Source organism: Ruegeria sp. BF8, assembly GCF_056538625.1.
Genome location: NZ_JBQFTL010000003.1, coordinates 219,417 through 237,646 on the forward strand (window position 1 = coordinate 219,417; position 18,230 = coordinate 237,646).

Genomic DNA, 18,230 nt, shown 5'->3' on the forward strand with positions numbered 1-18,230 from the left:
TGCTTAGGCAGCACGGGTCAGTGCGGCGCGGGTTTCGACGATTTTCAGCGCCGCACGAGCTGCCTCGCGCCCCTTTTCCACGAAATGCGCGCGGTAGATGGCGTTGTGATGGTCGGTTTCCTGGTACTGGTGCGGCGTCAGCGACACCGACAGGACCGGCACGCCGGTTTCCAGCCCCGCGCGCATCAGCCCGTCAACCACGGCCTGCGCCACGAAATCGTGCCGGTAGATGCCGCCATCGACGACAAAAGCCGCGCAGGCCACGGCGGCATAGCGGCCCGTCCGGGCCAGGTCGCGGGCCAGCAGGGGCATTTCAAACGCGCCCGGCACGTCGAACACATCGACCTGATCGGCGGGGATCAACTCCAGAAAACCGTCCAGCGCGCGGTCGACGATATCGGCATGCCAGTTGGCTTTGACGAAAGCATAGCGGGTGTGTGTCAACGTGATCTCCTTTCAGCTTGGTGGCCTGCTGGCGGGTGCGAAGGGTTTCGCGGCCAGCGCGGCATGACACGTCACCCAAGGCGATCACGGACAGACGCGCCCTTGGCGAGGCGCGCTGCTCGTTCTCTTTCATCCGGACTTTAACCGTCGGCTCTGGCCTCTCACCAGATCTGCTGACACTCTGTCGGTTGAATGACAGAGCCGCTCGCGGGCTGGCGGGTCTGGGCCCGCATACCGCCGGTGGGGAATTCCGCCCCGCCCTGAGAACGGCGCGACCTTGCCAAGCGTGCGCGCGATCTGCAAGACCTGTCTGCAGGAGGACGGTCATGCACCCCAACCCAGCCTTTCGCGCCGAGGACCGCGCGCGCCATGTGGAGTTTGCCCGCAGCCGGGGATTCGGCGTACTGGCGCTGTCGGTCGACGGCCCGCCATTGATCAGCCATGTGCCCTTTCTGCTGTCCGAGGATGGCGCGGTGGCCGAACTGCATCTGGTGCGTTCGAACCCGATCGTGCGGGCGCTGGCCAACCCGCAGGAGGCGCGGATCGCGGTTCAGGGGCCCGACGGCTATGTCTCGCCCGATTGGTACGGGGTCGCGGATCAGGTGCCCACATGGAACTATGTGGCGGTCCACCTGACAGGCCGGCTGGAATTGCAGCCCCAGGACCGGCTGCGCGATCTTCTGGATCGGCAATCGGCCTTTTTTGAGCAGCGGCTGCAACCCAAACCGCCCTGGCGCGCCGACAAGATGGACCCGGCGGCGCTGGAGCGGATGATGCGCATGATCGTGCCCTGCCGCATGCAGATCACCCAGATCGACGGCACCTGGAAACTGAACCAGAACAAGCCCGAGGCGGCGCGGCTGGCCGCCGCCGAGAATGTCGAGCAGTCCGGGATCGGCACCGAGCTTGGTCAACTGGCCGCCCTGATGCGGGACAGTTGACCGGCGCCGGGTTGGGTTCAGTCGGTGAACGTGGCCAGATAGGCGGCGATATCCTCGGCACCTGTCTTCAGCTTGACGCTCATGTTCGGGCGGGCGGTCTCGTCCTTCAGGAAGTCCTGGATGAACCCGATCGGGTCGCGGGCGTAGGCGGCAATATTCTCTTGCGTCCAGACCAGGCCGTTTTCACCGGCGCGGATCATGTCATCGGTGAACATGCCGATGGGCAGCCGTTCGCTGCCGTTCAGATAGTCGTTTTCGGTTCCGGCGGCCCTGCCGACCACACCATAGAGATTCGGGCCGGTGATGCCGCCTTTGATCAGAACCTCGCCATCCTTGATGATGGCGTGACAGGACGAGCAGCGGTTGTAGAGTTTCTCGCCGCGCGCGGCGTCGCCTTCGGCGGCGGCGTGGTGTGCGGCGGTGAACGCGAGCAGCAGAATGGAATTTTTAAACAAAGTCATTTGGGTCCTCATTCAGGTCGGTCGCGCGCCCGCCGCCTTTGCTTGAAAAACCCCGGGGTCGCAACCGGGAAATTTATCGCGACGCAACTAAAAAAATGATTTCAAAATAGATGTTTACATGGGTTTCGTGGTTCCGGAACCGCGCGGTCAGGTTGCTGTCGTATATGCCTCGTGCCGGGTACCCGAGTGAACAGGTGCTCGGCCGGGTCAAGGCCGATAGCCGTGGCGAAGGGTTAGAGAATCACCTGCGAAGTGATTCGCGCCTTCGAACGGCGATTTTCGCAACATCCGAGGAAGTTCTTGAAAAATGACCCCTTCATTGTGACATGAATGCCCAGATGCGGCGTAGTGCGCGCCTATGACCGCTGGACGAACCGATTTCCGCCAGCTAGATACCCGCGATGAGACGCCGCTTTGATGCGGTGCTGATGCATGTTTGCCCGTAGCCGGGCGCTGGAATCGGAGAAAACCTCGTGTCCCACGCAGAAGACCACGAAGGCACCCGCAGAGATTTCCTCTACTACGCCGCCGGCGGCGCAGGTGTCGTTGCAACGGGAGCCGCCGTGTGGCCCCTGGTCAACCAAATGAACCCCTCGGCAGACGTTCAGGCGCTGTCCTCGATCCGCGTGGACGTCAGCGGCGTCGAGATTGGCACCCAGATCACGGTCAAGTGGCTGGGCAAGCCCGTCTTCATTCGTCGCCGTACCGAAGAAGAGATCAACTGGGGCCGCGAAGTGCCGCTGGAGGATCTGCCGGATCAGAACGACCGGAACGAAAACAAGCCGAACCTGCCCGCGACCGATGAAAACCGGACGCTGGACGAAGCCGGCGAATGGCTGGTGATGATGGGCGTCTGCACCCATCTGGGCTGCGTTCCTCTGGGTGACGGCGCTGGTGATTTTCACGGGTGGTTCTGCCCGTGCCACGGATCGCACTACGATACGGCGGGCCGTATCCGCAAAGGTCCCGCTCCGGAAAACCTGCATATCCCGGTCGCCGAGTTCCTCGACGAAACCACCATCAAGCTGGGTTAAGGAGACGCGCTCATGTCCGGTATCCCGCACGATCACTATGAACCGAAGACCAACGGCGAGAAGTGGCTGAACAGCCGTCTGCCCATCGTCGGCCTTCTATACGACACTTTGATGATCCCCACCCCGAAGAACCTGAACTGGATGTGGATCTGGGGCATCGTCCTGACCTTCTGCCTGGCGTTGCAGATCGTCACCGGCATCGTTCTAGTGATGCACTATACCCCGCATGTCGATCTGGCCTTTGCCAGCGTCGAGCACATCATGCGCAACGTAAACGGCGGCTACATGCTGCGGTACCTGCACATGAACGGCGCGTCGCTGTTCTTCGTGGCGGTCTATATCCACATCTTCCGCGGCCTGTTCTACGGTTCGTACAAGGCGCCGCGCGAAGTGACCTGGATCATCGGCATGCTGATCTACCTGATGATGATGGGCACCGCCTTCATGGGTTATGTTCTGCCTTGGGGTCAGATGTCCTTCTGGGGCGCCACCGTGATCACCGGCCTGTTCGGCGCGATCCCCTTCGTGGGCGAAGCGATCCAGACCTGGCTGCTGGGCGGACCGGCCGTCGACAACGCGACGCTGAACCGCTTCTTCTCGCTGCACTATCTGCTGCCCTTCATCATCGCAGGGCTGGTCATCGTGCATATCTGGGCCTTCCACACCACCGGCAACAACAACCCCACGGGTGTTGAAGTTCGCCGCACGTCGAAAGCCGAGGCCGAGAAAGACACGCTGCCATTCTGGCCCTATTTCGTGATCAAGGACCTGTTCGCGCTGGCCGTCATCCTGGTCGTGTTCTGGGCAATCGTCGGCTTCATGCCGAACTACCTGGGCCACCCGGACAACTACATCGAAGCCAACCCGCTGGTCACGCCCGCGCACATCGTGCCCGAATGGTACTTCCTGCCGTTCTACGCGATCCTGCGTGCCTTCACTAGCGAAGTCTGGGTCGTGCAGTTCGCCAGCTTCATTACCGGTGGCATCATCGACGCCAAATTCTTTGGTGTTCTGGCGATGTTCGGTGCAATCCTGGCAATGGCGCTGGCGCCGTGGCTGGACACTTCGACCGTGCGTTCGGGCAAGTACCGCCCGATGTTCAAATGGTGGTTCTACCTGCTGGTCATCGACTTCTTTGCCCTGATGTGGCTGGGTGCGATGCCGGCGGAAGAGCCCTATGCGACCTTCTCGCTGATCGCGTCCGCCTACTGGTTCGCCTATTTCTTCGTGATCCTGCCGATCCTGGGTGTCATCGAAAAGCCCGATGCCCAGCCGGAAACCATCGAAGAAGACTTCAACGCGCATTATGGCAAGGCTGACGCCGACGCCACGCCGGCCGAGTAAGAAGAGGGACCGGAAACCATGTTCAAGAAACTTGCAATCGGTGCCGCGTTTGCCATCGCCCTTGCTCCTGCTGCGGTATCCGCAGCCGGAGGCGGCGAGCAGCATATCGAGGACTTCGACTTCTCGTTCGAAGGGCCCTTTGGCGCTTACGATCAGAACCAGCTTCAGCGCGGCCTGCAGATCTATACCGAGGTTTGCGCGGCCTGCCACGGTCTGAAATACGTACCGCTGCGCGACCTCACGGCGCTGGGCTACTCGGAAGAAGAAGTCATCGCCTATGCCGCCGGCTCGTTCGAGGTGTTCGATCCCGAGCTGGACGATTTCCGCCCGGCCAGGCCGACCGATCACTTCCCGGCCAACGATGCCGTGGGCGCACCTGACCTGAGCCTGATGGCCAAGGCACGTGCAGGCTTCCACGGCCCCTACGGTCTGGGGATCAACCAGCTGGTCAAAGGCATGGGTGGCGCTGAATACATCGCCTCGCTGCTGGACGGCTATACCGGCAAGGAAAAAGAAGAGGCCGGCACGATCCTGTACGAAAACACCGCCTTCCCGGGCGGCTGGATTTCGATGGGCCCGCCGTTGTCTGACGAACAGGTCGAGTTTGCCGACGGACACGAAAACACCGTCGAGGCCATGTCCCAGGACGTCGCAGCGTTCCTGATGTGGGCCGCCGAACCAAAAATGATGGATCGCAAGGCCTCGGGCTTTGTCGGGGTTCTGTTCCTGACCATCATGTCGGTGCTTCTCTACCTGGTGAACAAGCGCCTGTGGGCGCCGGTCAAAGGCAAAAAGTCGGTCTGACCTGAAGGTCACCTGCAAAAGCAAGACAACCCCGCGCATGGCGCGGGGTTTTTTCTTTTTGGGGGTCGGAAGTTCGCCGAACCGGGCATCAGCGCGGGCTTATTCACAGCTTTTAAGCGGAATGCGCATGGCGCCGGCGGGGTCGGCTGCTCAGGTTTTCGACAGCGTCAGGCGGTCTGACGCAGGATCGAAACCGAGGAGACCCGACATGAAACTACCCATACTTGCAGCCGCGTTGCTTGTGGCCACTCCGGTTCTGGCTCTGGACCTGGTGCCGGATACGGAACTGGGCAAGACAGAGACCGAGGTGCGCACCGCTCTGACCGAGCTTGGCTATGACGTGCGCAAGATCGAAATGGAGGACGGTGAAATCGAGGCCTATGTCGTGAAAGACGGACAGATGGCCGAGGTCTATGTGGACCCCGCGTCCGGCAAGATCCAAAATATCGAGGACAAGTGACCGGCAATGTCCGAGTCAATCCAGTACGAGAGCGGGCGCGAGGGCGCCCGCACCATCCGGGTCTGGGACCCGCTGGTCCGCCTGATCCACTGGTCGGTGGTTCTGGGCATTCTGCTCAACGCCGCTGTGACCGACCCCGAGGGGCTGCTGCATGGATATGTCGGTTATGCCGTGCTCGGGCTGGTTCTGCTGCGCTTGGCCTGGGGCGTCCTTGGGCCGGCACCGGCCAGGTTCTCGGCATTTCCGTTCAGCCCGAATGCTGCGGTCCGACATGTGCGTGACACCGTCCGGGGCGACCGGTCGGTTCACCTGTCGCACAATCCTCTGGGCGCGCTGATGGTCTACAACATCTGGATGACGTTGGGCTTCATCTGCGCCACAGGCATCATGATGGGTACCGCGGCCTTCTTCGGGCTGAGCTGGGTCGAGGATGCGCACGAGCTGGCGTTCAACTGGCTGATCCTCAGCGTTCTTCTGCACGTGCTTGGCGTGCTTTTGGACCAACGTCGAACCGGTGTCGCTCTGGTCAAAGCCATGGTATCAGGAGACAAGAATATTCCTGATGGCTGGTCGACCAAATGATCAAATGGATCACCGAAAACCTGCGGTCCGGCGATGCGGATGCACGCCGGGCCGTTCTGATGGCGGCGATGATCGTGGTTCAGGGTCTATGCGCCGCATTCTACATGGGCGACGCCATTCTGGACCTCGATGGCAGCGAGCCCCTGGCACATCTCGTTTTGGAATCCCTGGTCGCGACCGTCCTTTGCCTTGGCGTCCTGTTCTTCATGCTCGAGCTGCGCCGATTGCTGGCGCGAATGGACCAGGCAAAACAAGGACTGCGCGCGGCGCAGGGAGAAATGAGCACCGTGATCGACACTTTCTTTACCCGCTGGGGCCTGACCAGCGCCGAGCGCGAAGTGGGCCTGTTGATCCTCAAAGGCGTCGACAATGAGAATATCGCCCGGATCCGAGGCCGTGCCGTGGGTACCGTACGCGCGCAGTCGGCTTCGATCTATGGAAAAGCCGGCGTGGACGGACGCGCCCAACTGATCAGTGTCTTCATGGAAGAGCTTCTGGCAAGCGACGGTCCGGCCTGAGAGACGTCAGGCCACCAACTGCTGATCGCGAACCCCGGTGATGGTGGCAGTCACGATCTGCCCTTCGGGTTGCGCGTTCGCAAATGTTACCTCGGTGAACTGCTCGGTCCGGCCCATGTGGGGATTTTCCATCAGTATGTGATGGGTCTTGCCCAGCTGGGCTTCCAGGTGTCTGGCTACCTGCGCGTCACCCGCCTCACGTAGCCTGGCGGCACGTTGCTTTGTCACCTTGCCGTTGACCTGCTGCGGAATGCGCGCCGCCGGCGTGCCTTCGCGCTTGGAATAGGGGAAGACGTGCAGCCAGGTCAGGTCGCAGTCGGTGACCAGTTTCAGCGAGTTCTCGAAATGGGCCTCGGTTTCCGTCGGAAAGCCCGCGATGATGTCGGCACCAAAGGTGATCTCGGGGCGCAGCCTGCGGGCCTCTTCGGTGAAGCGTATGGCGTCGTCGCGCAGGTGGCGGCGCTTCATCCGTTTCAGGATCAGGTCGTCACCATGCTGCAGCGACAGGTGCAGATGCGGCATCAGGCGCGGCTCGGTCGCGATGGCCTGCATCAGGTTCTCGTCCACCTCGATCGAATCGATCGAGCTGATGCGCAGGCGCGGCAGGTCGGGCACCAGTTTCAGGATGCGCATGACCAGATCGCCCAGCTTGGGGCTTGCGGGTAGGTCGGCGCCCCATGAGGTCAGGTCGACCCCGGTCAGCACGACCTCGTTGTAGCCCCGGTCCACCAGCCGCTTGATCTGGTCCACCACCACGCCCGCCGGGACGCTGCGCGAGTTGCCGCGGCCATAGGGGATGATGCAGAAGGTGCAGCGATGATCACAGCCGTTCTGGACCTGCACATAGGCGCGCGAGCGGGTGCCGAATCCGTCGATAAGGTGGCCGGCGGTTTCGGTGACCGACATGATGTCATCGACCTGAACCGTCTCGGTCTCGCCGATGAAATCGGCGGCCATGCCTTTCCAGGTTTCGGGGCGCATCTTTTCGGTGTTGCCGATCACCGCATCGACCTCGTCCATCTCGGCAAAGGTCTGGGGTTCGGTCTGGGCCGCGCAGCCGGTGACGATCAGCCGGGCGTTGGGGTTCTCGCGGCGCAGCTTGCGGATCTCCTGCCGGGCCTTGCGGACGGCTTCGGCGGTGACGGCGCAGGTGTTCACGATCACCGCGTCCGTCAGCCCGGCCTGCTGCGACAGCTCCTTCATCGCCTCGGTCTCATAGGCGTTGAGCCGGCAGCCCAGCGTGGTGAATTTCGGCGGGATCATCCCAGCGACTCCAGAAACTCGGGCTTCAGCGTGCCCGAGAAGACATGGCAGGTGGGGCCGGTCATCCAGACGCCGTCCTCGCGCCAGTCGATCCAGATGGTGCCGCCGTCCAGTTCGATCTGCACCTTGCGTCCGGTCAGGCCGCGCCGCGCCGCGGCCACGGCCGTGGCGCAGGACGACGAGCCCGAGGCCAGCGTAATGCCCACGCCGCGCTCCCACACCCGCATGCGGATTTGATCCGGGCCGATGATCTGGGCGACCTGCACATTGGTGCGCTGCGGATAGAGCGGGTGATGCTCATAGCGCGCGCCGAATTCCTCCAGCGGAATCGCCTCGGCGTCTTCGACGAAGAAGGTGCAATGCGGGTTGCCCATGCCGGTTGCCACTGGTCCGCCTTCGATCGGCAGTTCCAGCGTATCCACCTCTTCGGCCAATGGAATGTCGGCCCAGTCCAGCTGTGGGTGCCCCATGTTGACCGAAGTCAGCCCGTCGCCCGCGTCCCGCGCCTGCAGCGTGCCGTGGCTGGTGGTCAGCGTCAGTTCGGATTTGCCGCTTTCCTGCATCAGGAACCGGGCGATGCAGCGGGTGGCGTTGCCGCAGGTGGCCGAGATCGACCCATCAGCATTGTAGAACACCAGATGCGCATCCGATTCGCCGTTTTCGATGACGGCCAGCTGGTCGAATCCGACCCCGAACTGCCGGTGTCCGATCCCGCGCGCCAGCGCCGGCGTGATCTGCACCGGATGCGCGCGCGCGTCCACAATGACGAAGTCATTGCCAAGCCCGTGCATCTTCATGAAGGGCAAACCGGTGTCGGATCGTTGCTGCATGGCGGGCATATAGCCTTGCCGCAGACATGAATCCAGCCCGGCGCGAAGATTCCTGAAAAAAGGGGTTGACCCCCCGCCGCCTCAACCCTAATTAGGCCGCCTATCGGGACGCCGGGAACACAATGATTTCAGGCGGAACGCGGTGCGAAAAAGGGCTTGTACCCGGTCGGGAAAATGCCTTAGACAGCGCCACGGATCGCAACGATCCGATGAAAAGAGTGGGCCGTTAGCTCAGTTGGTAGAGCAACTGACTTTTAATCAGTGGGTCGCAGGTTCGAATCCTGCACGGCTCACCACTTTTTCCAAAGATTGATCGAGACGCCGCGCGGTCACTTCTTTTCAAAGAACAGCACGACTTCGCCCAGCCGGATGCCAAAGCGCGAGACATAGGCGCGGTTCAGCAGGCGGTCATCGTCCAGCAGCCACATCCAGTCGTCGAAATCGACACGCATCGTACCGTCCTTCACTGGCAGGTCGATGCGGTACTTCCAGTTGAACGTGTCACCACGCTCGGTTCCCGACGCCGTGCCCAGAACGCCGGGCGCGGTGCCGGTCCAGGTATCCTCGCCGGTTTTGGTCAGGGTCCAGATGCGCTGTTCGGTGGCGCCGTCGTCATAGACGAAATCCTCGACCAGAGTCAGCATCTGGCCGTCCCATGTTCCGTTGATGTCGACCGTGAACCGGCGCGGGATGTTGCCCAGAACGTCCTGGAACTGCCCATAGGCAACGGTGTGGCCCTCAAAGAACTCTTCGAGGTTCAACTGGCGGTCCGACAGAAAAGTGGTCGGAACTTTCGGTTTGAAGGCACAGGCCGCCGTCAGTAGCAGGCACGTGAAGGCCAGTCGTTTCATGAGCCGGGTCATTGCAGGGCCCTCGGGTCGGCGGTCCGGTCATGGCCGTTTGCGCCGGGCACATGCGCGGTCTTTTCCGGCGGGGCGGGGCGCATCGTGGCGACCAGCTCGGCCACCTTCAGCCCGAACTTGCGCATTTCCGAGCGGTTCATGATCGCCCCGCTCTCGGTCAGGTACATCCAGTCGGTGACGTCCAGGGTGTGGCCTCCGGCGTCTTCGGGCAGAACGATGCGATAGGTCAGCTTGACCGTCGCGCCCGAGATCGCACCGCGGCCTTCGCCGACGATGTCGTCGGCGGTTGCGGTAAAGCTGTTGCCTGTGCCCATGGTCAGGTACCATTTGCGGGTCATCTGCTTGCCGTTCGAATAGGTGAAATACTCGGTCAGGGTGCCGGAATTGCCGTTCCATTCCCCGATCATCCGCGCCACGAAGCTGTTCGACATCTTGCCGGTCGGGCCATAGATCAGCCCTTCTGACAGGATTTCTCCATTCAGATTGTCCTTCAGCGAGAAATCGGGGCCGGTTCCGGCATAGTCCGACGGCGATTGCGCCCGAAAGCTGAGAAGGCGGGTTTTGACCGCGATCAGGGCCAATACGGCCAGTGCGGCAATCAGAAGGAATGTCATTTTGCGGGTACCTCTGTAGGCAGCGTCAGGACCATTCCGAACGCGCCGAGTTTCAGGATGCAGGGCAGCACGGCATAGGCCAGGTTGAGCGTTTCCAACGCCTGCGCCGAATTCGTCTGACCGGGCACGAAGCCGCTGCGTTCCAGCAGCGGAAGGGTGAAGAATGCGGCCAATGCCAGCCCCAGTTTGCCGGCGAAAGACCAGATTCCGAAGGCCGCCGAGGCATTCAGCCCCGCGCGTGTCAGCACCACCGAGAACATGGCCGGCAGAACCACCATGTCCGCCCCCAGCGCCGCCCCCGACGCCAGGCAGATCACCGCGAACCCGGCCAGGTTGCCGGCTGCCAGCATGGCCGCGCCGACAAAGCCCAGAATGGCCAGCGGCATCGCGATGATCAGAGTCTGTTTCGGGCCGATCCGGTTGCTGAGCCGCGCCCAGAGCGGCACTGTGGCCCCGGCGCTGAGGAAGAACAGGATCAGCAGCGGCCCGGCCTTGCCCGGCAATTGCAGCCGGTCCTCGACGAAGAACAGGAACAGGGTCGAGGTGATCGCAACCGGCAGGCTGTTGACCAGCGCCAGCGCCAGCAGACGCAGGGCCCCGGCCTGACCCAGCCCGTCGAAGGACAGGCCCTGCCCGGTGACGGGCGCGCGCCGCCAGATCGGCAATGTCAGCGCCATGGTGACCAGCGCCAGCGCGCCCAGAAACAGCCCGAAGGCCGGATAGCCCTGCGCGCCCGCGCCCAACGCCACGAACAGCGCCGGTGCGCTGGCGGCCAGAACCACGCCGGCCAGTTGCCCGCCCTCACGAAAGGCGGCGAGGGTCATCAACTCGCGCGGGGTGGCCTGTTTCGCCAGCGTCGCGCTGCGGCCATAAAGCAGGATCGTGCCCAGGCTGTAGGCGGAAAACAGCAGGATCAGGATCGCCACAAGAGCGCCGACGCTCGCCCCCTGCGGCAGTGAGAACAACAGCGGAAAACCGATCGCTAGGCCTCCGGCGGCCAAGACGGCAAAACCCATCTGCGCGCCGGGCCAGCGGTCAATCGCCCAGCCGATCAGCGGGTCTTGTACCAAATCCACCAGCCGGATCAGCAACAGAACTGTGCCGATCACGCCCAGGCCGATCCCGAGGTTCACCGCCGCAAAGCGCGGCAAGTGGATGTAGAGCGGGATACCCGCCGCAGCAAGCATCAGCGCATAGAGGCTGACACGCGGATACAGCATCACTGACCCCGCAGCTGACGCGTGAAAGCAGCGGACCGGGTGTTGTTGCCCAGAAAGATCGACATGAAGCTGCGCTTGATCCCCGGATAGGAGAGGGTGCAGGTCTTGCGCCCGTTGCGCCAGAACTCGATCGCGTCGGGGCCTTTGGTGACGGCCAGATAGCTGTCACCGGCGCCGACCGCCTGATAGCAGGTTTTCAACTGCGCCTCGATCGGGGCGCTGTTGCCCTGCCGGGCCATCTCGTCCAGCGTGGATTCGATCAGCGCCTTCTGCTTCAGCGATTTCCGATAGGTCAGCTTCAGCCCGAAATCCTGCGACCAGCTGAGCGGGCCGCCGCCTTTGGTGAACAGCTGCGCGTCGTAGATCGGCAGACCGAGGAACCGGAAGGTGGCAGTGCCACGCAGCTCGGCATCGGGCAGCAGGTTGGTGACGGGGGTGGCCGCAAGCCCGGCAGGGGCCAGCAGAACCAGGCTCAGGATCGCTGCGTTACGGGCTGGCCGTAACCGGGACAGCGACGCTTGGATCAGATATCGCATTTTCAGCTCCGTTGGTTTGCGGATCGCCGGTCAACAGCCCGACCACGTGCATCGCGCTGGCGATTCCGTCTTCGTGGAACCCGTGCCGGTTGTAGGCGCCGGCGAACCAGGTCCGGTTGCGGCCCTGCATCTCGCGGATCTGGCCCTGCGCTTTCAGCGCGGCCTTGTCGAACACCGGATGGGCGAATTCCACCTCGTCATAGATTTTGTCTGGCGCGATGTCGGAAGACGGGTTCAGGGTGACGAACAACGGGTCGATTTCAGGGATGTTCTGCAACCGGTTCATCCAATAGGTCACGCCCACGTTGCCCGCCTGCGAGCGGTAGGTCCAGCTGGACCAGCAGGCGCGGCGGCGCGGCATCTGGCTGGGGTCGCAGTGCAAGACCGCGTGGTTGGGCTGATAGCGGATCGCGCCCAGCGCCGCGGCCTCGTCGGCGGTGGCGTTCTGGCCCAGAATGGCCAACGACTGGTCGGAATGGGTGGCCAGGATGATCTCGTCATACTGATCCGAGCGGCCCTGCGCCTGAACGGTCACGCCCAAGGCATCGCGTTCGACGTTAGAGACCGGCGCGCCCAGGCGGATGTCGCAACCCCGGCCGCGTAACGCGGATTCGATCCGGCGGACATATTCGATGCTGCCACCCTTTACCGTCCACCACTGGTGCTGGGCGCCGCGTTTGCTGGACAGCAAGGCGTGGTTGCGGAAGAACTGCACCAGCGACCGCGCCGGAAACTGATCGACGAACTCCACCGGAGTTGACCAGATCGCGCCGCACATCGGCATCAGGTAATTGTTGCGGAACCAGTGGCCCAGCCGCATCTGGTCAACCAGCTCACCAATCGTGGTGTCATCATCCCGGGCGGCCTCGGGCGCTTCTTTGCCAAAGCGCAGGATGTCGGCGATCATCTTGTAGTAGGAGGGCCGCACGAGGTTGCGCTTCTGCGCGGTGATGGTGCGCAGATTGTTCAGGCCATATTCGATGCGACCATTGTCGATGGTGGCGCCAAAGCTCATCTCGCTTTTGATGACCGGCACGTCCAACTCGCCAAACAGCTTGGTCAGGTAGGGATAGGTGGCGTAGTTGAAAACGATGAACCCGGTATCGACAGGTTGGTCGCCGTTGCGCCCGGCCATCACTGTGCGCGCATGTCCGCCCAGACGGGGTTCGGCCTCATACAGGGTGACGTCGTGACTTTCCGACAGGTAATAAGCCGCTGATAATCCTGAGATGCCTGCGCCTACAATTGCGATTTTTTTCCGTACGCCCCGGGTTTCGTCGAACATGCCATCCTCTTTATGCGACATTTTACAATAAGATACGCAGGGTAGGCCGGAGCGGATCAAATCCGGGCCATGTTTTTACCTGTTTCCCGCTGATCGGCGGGCTGTGCGTCAGGATTGCATCAATCGCGTTTGCTGGTGATCCGAGGTATGCCCTTCCGCGTAATGAAAGGTGTTATGATCGAGACAACCCAACCCAAGACCGCGGCTGTTCACGCTTCGGCACATGTGAACCGCGCGGTATGAGTAGTTTTGACGGAAAAATCTATTGGATCATCGGCGCCAGCGAAGGGCTGGGCCGGGCGCTGGCCGAGGCCTTGGGCGGTCAGGGCGCGCACCTTGTGCTGTCCGCGCGTAGTGCCGAGCGGCTGGAGCAGATCTGCGCCGCGCTGCCCAATGCCCGTGCGGTACCGCTGGACGTGACCGATCTGGCGCAGGTGCGCCGCGCCGTGGCCGAGATCGGCCAAGTTGACGGTCTGGTCTACAACGCCGGGGCCTATGAGCCGATGCGCGCGCAGGACTGGCAGACCGAAGCCGCGCTGGCCATCAGCGACGTGAACTACTCAGGCGCGCTGCGGGTTCTGGGGGAAACCGTGCCGGCCATGGTGAAGGCGGGGCGTGGCGACATTACCCTGATCGGGTCGCTGGCGGGCTATCACGGACTGCCTGCGGCGATCGGGTACGGGTCCAGCAAGGCGGCGCTGATCTCGCTGGCCGAAACGATGCGGCATGACCTGGCCGGAACCGGGGTGACGGTGCGCATCGTCAATCCGGGGTTCATCAAGACCCGGCTGACCGACAAGAACAGCTTCAAGATGCCGATGCTGATGGAACCCGAAGACGCCGCGCAGCGCGTGCTGCGCGCAATGGCGCGCCGGCGCTTCCGGACCGACTTTCCGGCGCCGTTCTCGTGGGTCATCCGGCTGATCGATTACCTTCCGGATATTCTGGTCTATCGTGGAAAATAGACTCTAACCAAGGCGCCCTTGGCAGAACCAGCCCGCCGACATGGTGCCGCCATGGCCGTAGAACAGCCACAGCCGCTCGCCCTGTTCAGTCACCACCACCCAGTAATCGCGCACGCCGCTGCGCCAGTTGGGGTCGTCCAGCCACCATTCCGGGGCGATCCGCTCCGGGCCGGTGGCCTGCGCCAGGTGCCAGTCGCGCCCGCGCCAGCGGAAATTGGCGGGCACATCGGGACGGTCGGGGGCCATCACCGGCTCGGGCCGCCACATCAGCAGGGGGCGCGGGCGCGGCGGGGCGGGCCAGTCGCGCGCCGGTTCCGACCAGGCCGCCGCCAGCGTCTGTGCGGTTTTCTCAGGGATGTGCGAGGCCGCCGGGTGCTGCCGCGTGATCGCCTCGAGCCCCACCCGCGCGCCCAGCTTTCCGATCAGATCGTCCAGCGCGGTGTTCCCCTCCAATCGGTTGCGGACGGCGCGGCTGGCTTCGGCATGGCCGGTCAGGGTGCGGGCATGCACCGGCTCGGTCTGCACCGCCGCAAGGCGCAGCATGTCGATGCCATAGCCCGCGTCGATCTGGTCGATTTTTATCTCTAACAAAGGGCGAATGCGGTGTTTGTCGTGGCTCGGCCGGGCCAGCCCGATCTCGATGATCTCGGCCGCCTGATCGGTGCGGTGCGCCTCGAGCCGCAGGGTCCGCGCCCCGCGCGCCTTTTCTTCCAGCCGCGCGCACAGGGTCGGCAGCATCCGGTCGATGGCGGCCATCACGTCCTCGGCCAGGCCGATCGGGTTGGGCAGGGTCATCCGCACCGCAAAGTGATGCGGGGGCCGCGCGGGCGAGACCGGCTCGGGTGCGCTGCCCATCGCCTGATCCAGCCGCAGAACCAGCCCGCGCCCGAACCGGCGGGCAAGGGACGCGCGCGGCTGGCCCAGCAGGTCGCCGATCCGCCGCAGGCCCAGCCGGTTCAGCTGCGCCACGGTCTGGTCGTCCAGCCGCAGCGCGGCGATGGGCAGGGGGGCAAGCGCGCCATAGGCCTGCCCCGGCGGCGCGATCCTGGCTCCGCCGCCCACGGTCACCACCTGCGGCGCGGCGCCGCCCTTGGTCCAGTGCCGCCGCTTGCCAGCCCGGGCGCGGGTGGCGCGGGCCTCTTGGGAAATGGCGTCGCCATTGCGGTCGGACGTGGCCTCTTGCCCGGCATAGCGCGCCAGCGCCCAGGCCGCGCCCAGCGTGTCGGCGATGCCCATCTGCACGCTCAACCCCATGTCGGCGCAGTCGGTTTCGATCACGTCCAGCAGCGCCTCTTCCCCGCCGAACAGATGGGCGCAGCCCGACAGATCGACGATCAGGCCATCGGGGGCCTCTTCGGCCACCCAGGGGCTGAACTTGCCCGCCCAGCGGCGCAGCGCGGTCAGAAATGCGGCCTCGGCCGGGGCGTTGCGGGGGCGGGTGACAAGGGCCGCGCACATGGCATGGGCATCGCGCACCGGCTGGCCCACGCGCAGACCGGCTGCTTGTGCCTCGGCATTCAGCGAGGTGATGACCTGCATGTTCGACTGTTCGGCCACCACCGCCAGCGGGCCTGTATGCAGGCCCCGCGCGGCGCGGATCAGCCGTTCGGCCCCCAGACGGGGAAACCACAGCGAGAGTATTCGGCGTTTGGGCATCGGGCAGACATCAAAATGTTCTCATTTTGTTCTTATCCGAGAATCATGCTCCGAGTCGAGTCCGCCCTTATCCGCAGGTCAGCCGCTGAATGACCCCGGCTCCGTTCACATAGACGTTCAGCCGGTCGATGCGGTAATCCTGCGTGGCGATGTCATCAGGGCCCAGAACGCGGCTCCGTTCCGGCAGGCTGGCCTGAATGGTCGAGACCGGTTGCCCCACGGACTGGGCAAAGGGTTCGCCCTTGCAGAAGGCCAGATCCACCGGGGCGGCATCCAGCTCGGCAGAGCCCGGTTCGGGCAGGTCGGTTTCGGCGCAGGCGGCCAGGACGATCAGGATCGGGATGAACCGGTACATTGGCGCTCCTCTTTTCGGCAATGTCGTTTCTGAAATATCAAAAGCTTACAGAGACTGCCATGAAAGCGCAGTTGAAAACACCCTGTATTTGACGCAGGGTCGGGTCAAACAAGACAGGGAGACAAGCAACATGCGAACCCGTGCCGCCGTCGCCGTTCAGGCGGGCAAGCCCTTGGAAGTGATGGACGTGAACCTCGAAGGCCCCAAGGCGGGCGAGGTTCTGGTCGAGATCAAGGCCACCGGCATCTGCCATACCGACGAATTCACCCTGTCGGGCGCCGACCCCGAAGGCCTGTTTCCGGCCATTCTGGGCCACGAGGGCGCGGGCGTCGTGGTCGAGGTCGGCCCCGGCGTGACCAGCCTGAAGCCGGGCGATCACGTGATCCCGCTCTACACCCCCGAATGTCGCGAGTGCGAATACTGCCTGCACCCCAAGACCAACCTGTGCCAGGCCATCCGCGAGACGCAGGGCAAGGGTTTGATGCCCGACGGCACCTCGCGTTTCTCGACGCTGGATGGGGATCCGATCCTGCATTACATGGGATGCTCGACTTTCTCGAACCACACGGTTCTGCCCGAGATTGCACTGGCCAAGGTGCGCGAGGACGCGCCGTTCGACAAGATCTGCTATATCGGCTGTGGCGTGACCACCGGCATCGGCGCGGTGATCAACACCGCCAAGGTGGAAATCGGCAGCCGCGCCATCGTGTTCGGCCTGGGCGGCATCGGACTGAACGTGATTCAGGGCCTGCGTCTGGCCGGGGCCGATCAGATCGTCGGCGTCGACCTGAACCCCGCCAAGGTCGAGATGGCCGAAAAGTTCGGCATGACCGATTTCGTGAACCCGTCCGAGGTCGAGGGCGATCTTGTCCCCTATCTGGTGAACCTGACAAAGGGCGGAGCGGATTACACCTTTGACGCCACCGGCAACGTGCAGGTGATGCGCGCGGCGCTGGAATCGGCGCACAAGGGCTGGGGCGAATCGATCATCATCGGCGTGGCGCCCGCGGGGGCCGAGATCTCGACCCGTCCGTTCCAGCTGGTCACCGGCCGATCGTGGCGCGGCACCGCCTTCGGCGGCGCGCGTGGACGCACGGACGTACCCAAGATCGTCGACTGGTACATGGAAGGGAAGATCGAGATCGACCCGATGATCACTCACACCATGGGTCTGGACGACATCAACACCGGCTTCGACCTGATGCACAAGGGCGAAAGCATCCGGTCGGTGGTGGTTTACTGACAATCGGAAATTGCAAGGGCGGGGTTTATCCCGCCCTTTTTGTCGCCTATCATCAGAACATTGATGAATATCTGAATAGAGAGATCAAATTGACCACTGAAACAACGGAACGTTTGGCCGTTCTGATTGACGCCGAAAACGTACCGGCAAAGCATGTTGCCGAGATTTTCGAAGAAGTTGCCACATTGGGTGAGGCCGGTCTGCGCCGGATTTATGGCGATTTTTCGAACAGCACGCTACAGGGTTGGAGCGCTGAGAAACTGGCGGAATACGCCATCGTTCCGCACCAGCAATTCGCCAATACCACCGGTAAAAACGCCGGGGATATCGCCCTAGTAATTGATGCCATGGATATACTGCATTCTGCCCGATTTGGCGGCTTTGTGCTGGTGTCGTCAGACAGCGATTTTACGCGGTTGGCCAGCCGAATCCGCGAGCAAGGGTTGAGCGTGTTTGGGATCGGCGAGGAAAAGACGCCCAACGCCTTCAAGAAAGCCTGCAACCGCTTCATTCTTATTGAGAACATCAAAAAGGAAGAGACGAATGGCGGCGAGAAGGTAAAGACAGTTCAGCCCAAAAAAGAACTGAATCATGCGTTCCAGTTGATTCGGAATGTCGTGCTTAAGTCCGAGGAACCGGACGGCTGGGCGGACCTTGGTTGGATAGGTAGTCAGCTCAGTATGAACTATTCGGATTTTGACACGCGAACTTATGGCTTCAAGCGGCTGAGCGACTTGGTACGAGCCACCGGAAAGTTCGAGGAAACAGGCGAAAACGGCGGCCTTAAGATCAGACTGAAGGATCAGTAGCCG

Annotated in this window: 21 protein-coding genes, 1 tRNA gene and 1 riboswitch; of the genes, 11 read left to right on the forward strand and 11 right to left on the reverse strand. The window is 62.9% G+C overall.

Going from position 1 to position 18,230, the window contains the following annotated elements; translation table 11 throughout:
- Window positions 1-3: 3 nt before the first annotated feature.
- Window positions 4-444, reverse strand: coding sequence for a 6,7-dimethyl-8-ribityllumazine synthase (locus ACR0LD_RS11645; protein WP_170342850.1), 441 nt, complete (start codon window positions 442-444; stop codon window positions 4-6).
- 117 nt (window positions 445-561) lie between these two features.
- Window positions 562-716: riboswitch (FMN riboswitch) on the reverse strand.
- 54 nt (window positions 717-770) lie between these two features.
- On the opposite strand from ACR0LD_RS11645, the gene ACR0LD_RS11650 reads away from it, so the two are divergent.
- Window positions 771-1,385 carry an FMN-binding negative transcriptional regulator gene (locus ACR0LD_RS11650; RefSeq protein ID WP_170391320.1) on the forward strand — a complete coding sequence of 205 codons (615 nt, stop codon included), beginning with the start codon at window positions 771-773 and terminating at the stop codon, window positions 1,383-1,385.
- Between the two features lie 17 nt (window positions 1,386-1,402).
- Here the strand turns inward: ACR0LD_RS11650 and ACR0LD_RS11655 are convergent, their stop codons facing one another.
- Entirely contained in the window at window positions 1,403-1,846 is a 444-nt protein-coding gene (locus ACR0LD_RS11655; protein ID WP_170364034.1) for a c-type cytochrome, read from the reverse strand.
- 473 nt (window positions 1,847-2,319) lie between these two features.
- Here ACR0LD_RS11655 and petA point away from each other — a divergent pair, with 473 nt between their 5' ends.
- The 6 genes from petA (at window position 2,320) to ACR0LD_RS11685 (ending at window position 6,588) form a co-directional block, all read left to right on the forward strand.
- Complete coding sequence (petA, locus tag ACR0LD_RS11660) at window positions 2,320-2,880, forward strand: ubiquinol-cytochrome c reductase iron-sulfur subunit (protein ID WP_093964025.1); 561 nt, start codon at window positions 2,320-2,322, stop codon at window positions 2,878-2,880.
- A gap of 12 nt (window positions 2,881-2,892) precedes the next feature.
- Window positions 2,893-4,224, forward strand: a complete 1,332-nt coding sequence (gene petB / locus ACR0LD_RS11665) for a cytochrome b (protein ID WP_093964026.1) — start codon at window positions 2,893-2,895, stop codon at window positions 4,222-4,224.
- A gap of 18 nt (window positions 4,225-4,242) precedes the next feature.
- Window positions 4,243-5,028 (forward strand): cytochrome c1, encoded by a 786-nt coding sequence (locus ACR0LD_RS11670; RefSeq protein WP_170361312.1) that lies wholly within the window; start codon window positions 4,243-4,245, stop codon window positions 5,026-5,028.
- A 208-nt stretch (window positions 5,029-5,236) separates the two neighbouring features.
- On the forward strand, window positions 5,237-5,488 hold the full coding sequence (locus ACR0LD_RS11675) for a PepSY domain-containing protein (RefSeq protein WP_170361314.1): 252 nt from the start codon (window positions 5,237-5,239) through the stop codon (window positions 5,486-5,488).
- Window positions 5,489-5,494: 6 nt separating this feature from the next.
- A complete protein-coding gene (locus ACR0LD_RS11680; protein WP_480637058.1) occupies window positions 5,495-6,070 on the forward strand; it encodes a cytochrome b/b6 domain-containing protein in 576 nt (191 codons plus the stop codon).
- Entirely contained in the window at window positions 6,067-6,588 is a 522-nt protein-coding gene (locus tag ACR0LD_RS11685) for a helix-turn-helix transcriptional regulator (protein WP_480637060.1), read from the forward strand. Before ACR0LD_RS11680 ends, ACR0LD_RS11685 begins: the two co-directional genes overlap by 4 nt.
- A 6-nt stretch (window positions 6,589-6,594) precedes the next feature.
- Here ACR0LD_RS11685 and mtaB read toward each other — a convergent pair whose 3' ends face one another.
- Window positions 6,595-7,851: a tRNA (N(6)-L-threonylcarbamoyladenosine(37)-C(2))-methylthiotransferase MtaB gene (mtaB, locus tag ACR0LD_RS11690; RefSeq protein ID WP_480637061.1), complete on the reverse strand. Its 1,257-nt coding sequence runs from the start codon at window positions 7,849-7,851 to the stop codon at window positions 6,595-6,597.
- Complete coding sequence (dapF, locus tag ACR0LD_RS11695; RefSeq protein WP_170361322.1) at window positions 7,848-8,690, reverse strand: diaminopimelate epimerase; 843 nt, start codon at window positions 8,688-8,690, stop codon at window positions 7,848-7,850. Before dapF ends, mtaB begins: the two co-directional genes overlap by 4 nt.
- Before the next feature lie 211 nt (window positions 8,691-8,901).
- Between dapF and ACR0LD_RS11700 the strand changes: the two genes are divergently transcribed.
- Window positions 8,902-8,977: transfer RNA gene (locus ACR0LD_RS11700), tRNA-Lys, on the forward strand.
- A gap of 33 nt (window positions 8,978-9,010) precedes the next feature.
- Here ACR0LD_RS11700 and ACR0LD_RS11705 read toward each other — a convergent pair.
- From ACR0LD_RS11705 to ACR0LD_RS11725, 5 genes are read right to left on the reverse strand one after another with little or no spacing between them, the layout of a single operon-like run.
- Entirely contained in the window at window positions 9,011-9,532 is a 522-nt protein-coding gene (locus tag ACR0LD_RS11705; protein WP_480637416.1) for a DUF3833 family protein, read from the reverse strand.
- Window positions 9,533-9,540: 8 nt separating this feature from the next.
- Entirely contained in the window at window positions 9,541-10,158 is a 618-nt protein-coding gene (locus tag ACR0LD_RS11710; RefSeq protein WP_480637063.1) for a DUF3833 domain-containing protein, read from the reverse strand.
- On the reverse strand, window positions 10,155-11,378 hold the full coding sequence (locus tag ACR0LD_RS11715) for an MFS transporter (RefSeq protein WP_480637065.1): 1,224 nt from the start codon (window positions 11,376-11,378) through the stop codon (window positions 10,155-10,157). The genes ACR0LD_RS11710 and ACR0LD_RS11715 overlap by 4 nt, the downstream gene beginning before the upstream one ends.
- Window positions 11,378-11,914, reverse strand: a complete 537-nt coding sequence (locus tag ACR0LD_RS11720; protein ID WP_170360385.1) for a hypothetical protein — start codon at window positions 11,912-11,914, stop codon at window positions 11,378-11,380. The genes ACR0LD_RS11715 and ACR0LD_RS11720 overlap by 1 nt, the downstream gene beginning before the upstream one ends.
- The gene (locus ACR0LD_RS11725; protein ID WP_480637067.1) at window positions 11,865-13,199 is read right to left on the reverse strand and encodes an NAD(P)/FAD-dependent oxidoreductase; all 1,335 of its coding nucleotides are present in this window, start codon (window positions 13,197-13,199) and stop codon (window positions 11,865-11,867) included. The genes ACR0LD_RS11720 and ACR0LD_RS11725 overlap by 50 nt, the downstream gene beginning before the upstream one ends.
- A 239-nt stretch (window positions 13,200-13,438) precedes the next feature.
- Here ACR0LD_RS11725 and ACR0LD_RS11730 point away from each other — a divergent pair, with 239 nt between their 5' ends.
- Window positions 13,439-14,164, forward strand: a complete 726-nt coding sequence (locus ACR0LD_RS11730; protein WP_170360389.1) for an SDR family NAD(P)-dependent oxidoreductase — start codon at window positions 13,439-13,441, stop codon at window positions 14,162-14,164.
- 3 nt (window positions 14,165-14,167) lie between these two features.
- Here the strand turns inward: ACR0LD_RS11730 and ACR0LD_RS11735 are convergent, their stop codons facing one another.
- Window positions 14,168-15,820 (reverse strand): Y-family DNA polymerase, encoded by a 1,653-nt coding sequence (locus ACR0LD_RS11735; protein ID WP_480637069.1) that lies wholly within the window; start codon window positions 15,818-15,820, stop codon window positions 14,168-14,170.
- Between the two features lie 67 nt (window positions 15,821-15,887).
- A complete protein-coding gene (locus tag ACR0LD_RS11740) occupies window positions 15,888-16,175 on the reverse strand; it encodes an I78 family peptidase inhibitor (RefSeq protein ID WP_170360393.1) in 288 nt (95 codons plus the stop codon).
- Between the two features lie 130 nt (window positions 16,176-16,305).
- Between ACR0LD_RS11740 and ACR0LD_RS11745 the strand changes: the two genes are divergently transcribed.
- On the forward strand, window positions 16,306-17,418 hold the full coding sequence (locus tag ACR0LD_RS11745; RefSeq protein WP_170360395.1) for an S-(hydroxymethyl)glutathione dehydrogenase/class III alcohol dehydrogenase: 1,113 nt from the start codon (window positions 16,306-16,308) through the stop codon (window positions 17,416-17,418).
- 89 nt (window positions 17,419-17,507) lie between these two features.
- Window positions 17,508-18,227, forward strand: coding sequence for an NYN domain-containing protein (locus tag ACR0LD_RS11750; protein WP_170364572.1), 720 nt, complete (start codon window positions 17,508-17,510; stop codon window positions 18,225-18,227).
- Window positions 18,228-18,230 lie beyond the last annotated feature (3 nt).

Bases quoted from the DNA above. Each gene is read 5' to 3' on its own strand.
- ACR0LD_RS11715 (WP_480637065.1), bottom strand. From the start codon at position 11,378: ATGCTGTATCCGCGTGTCAGCCTCTATGCGCTGATGCTTGCTGCGGCG.
- ACR0LD_RS11745 (WP_170360395.1), top strand. From the start codon at position 16,306: ATGCGAACCCGTGCCGCCGTCGCCGTTCAGGCGGGCAAGCCCTTGGAA.
- dapF (WP_170361322.1), bottom strand. From the start codon at position 8,690: ATGCCCGCCATGCAGCAACGATCCGACACCGGTTTGCCCTTCATGAAG.
- ACR0LD_RS11705 (WP_480637416.1), bottom strand. From the start codon at position 9,532: ATGAAACGACTGGCCTTCACGTGCCTGCTACTGACGGCGGCCTGTGCC.
- petB (WP_093964026.1), top strand. From the start codon at position 2,893: ATGTCCGGTATCCCGCACGATCACTATGAACCGAAGACCAACGGCGAG.
- ACR0LD_RS11730 (WP_170360389.1), top strand. From the start codon at position 13,439: ATGAGTAGTTTTGACGGAAAAATCTATTGGATCATCGGCGCCAGCGAA.
- ACR0LD_RS11685 (WP_480637060.1), top strand. From the start codon at position 6,067: ATGATCAAATGGATCACCGAAAACCTGCGGTCCGGCGATGCGGATGCA.
- ACR0LD_RS11655 (WP_170364034.1), bottom strand. From the start codon at position 1,846: ATGACTTTGTTTAAAAATTCCATTCTGCTGCTCGCGTTCACCGCCGCA.
- ACR0LD_RS11710 (WP_480637063.1), bottom strand. From the start codon at position 10,158: ATGACATTCCTTCTGATTGCCGCACTGGCCGTATTGGCCCTGATCGCG.
- ACR0LD_RS11670 (WP_170361312.1), top strand. From the start codon at position 4,243: ATGTTCAAGAAACTTGCAATCGGTGCCGCGTTTGCCATCGCCCTTGCT.
- ACR0LD_RS11735 (WP_480637069.1), bottom strand. From the start codon at position 15,820: ATGCCCAAACGCCGAATACTCTCGCTGTGGTTTCCCCGTCTGGGGGCC.
- ACR0LD_RS11680 (WP_480637058.1), top strand. From the start codon at position 5,495: ATGTCCGAGTCAATCCAGTACGAGAGCGGGCGCGAGGGCGCCCGCACC.
- ACR0LD_RS11720 (WP_170360385.1), bottom strand. From the start codon at position 11,914: ATGCGATATCTGATCCAAGCGTCGCTGTCCCGGTTACGGCCAGCCCGT.
- ACR0LD_RS11675 (WP_170361314.1), top strand. From the start codon at position 5,237: ATGAAACTACCCATACTTGCAGCCGCGTTGCTTGTGGCCACTCCGGTT.
- ACR0LD_RS11740 (WP_170360393.1), bottom strand. From the start codon at position 16,175: ATGTACCGGTTCATCCCGATCCTGATCGTCCTGGCCGCCTGCGCCGAA.
- mtaB (WP_480637061.1), bottom strand. From the start codon at position 7,851: ATGATCCCGCCGAAATTCACCACGCTGGGCTGCCGGCTCAACGCCTAT.
- ACR0LD_RS11725 (WP_480637067.1), bottom strand. From the start codon at position 13,199: ATGTTCGACGAAACCCGGGGCGTACGGAAAAAAATCGCAATTGTAGGC.
- ACR0LD_RS11650 (WP_170391320.1), top strand. From the start codon at position 771: ATGCACCCCAACCCAGCCTTTCGCGCCGAGGACCGCGCGCGCCATGTG.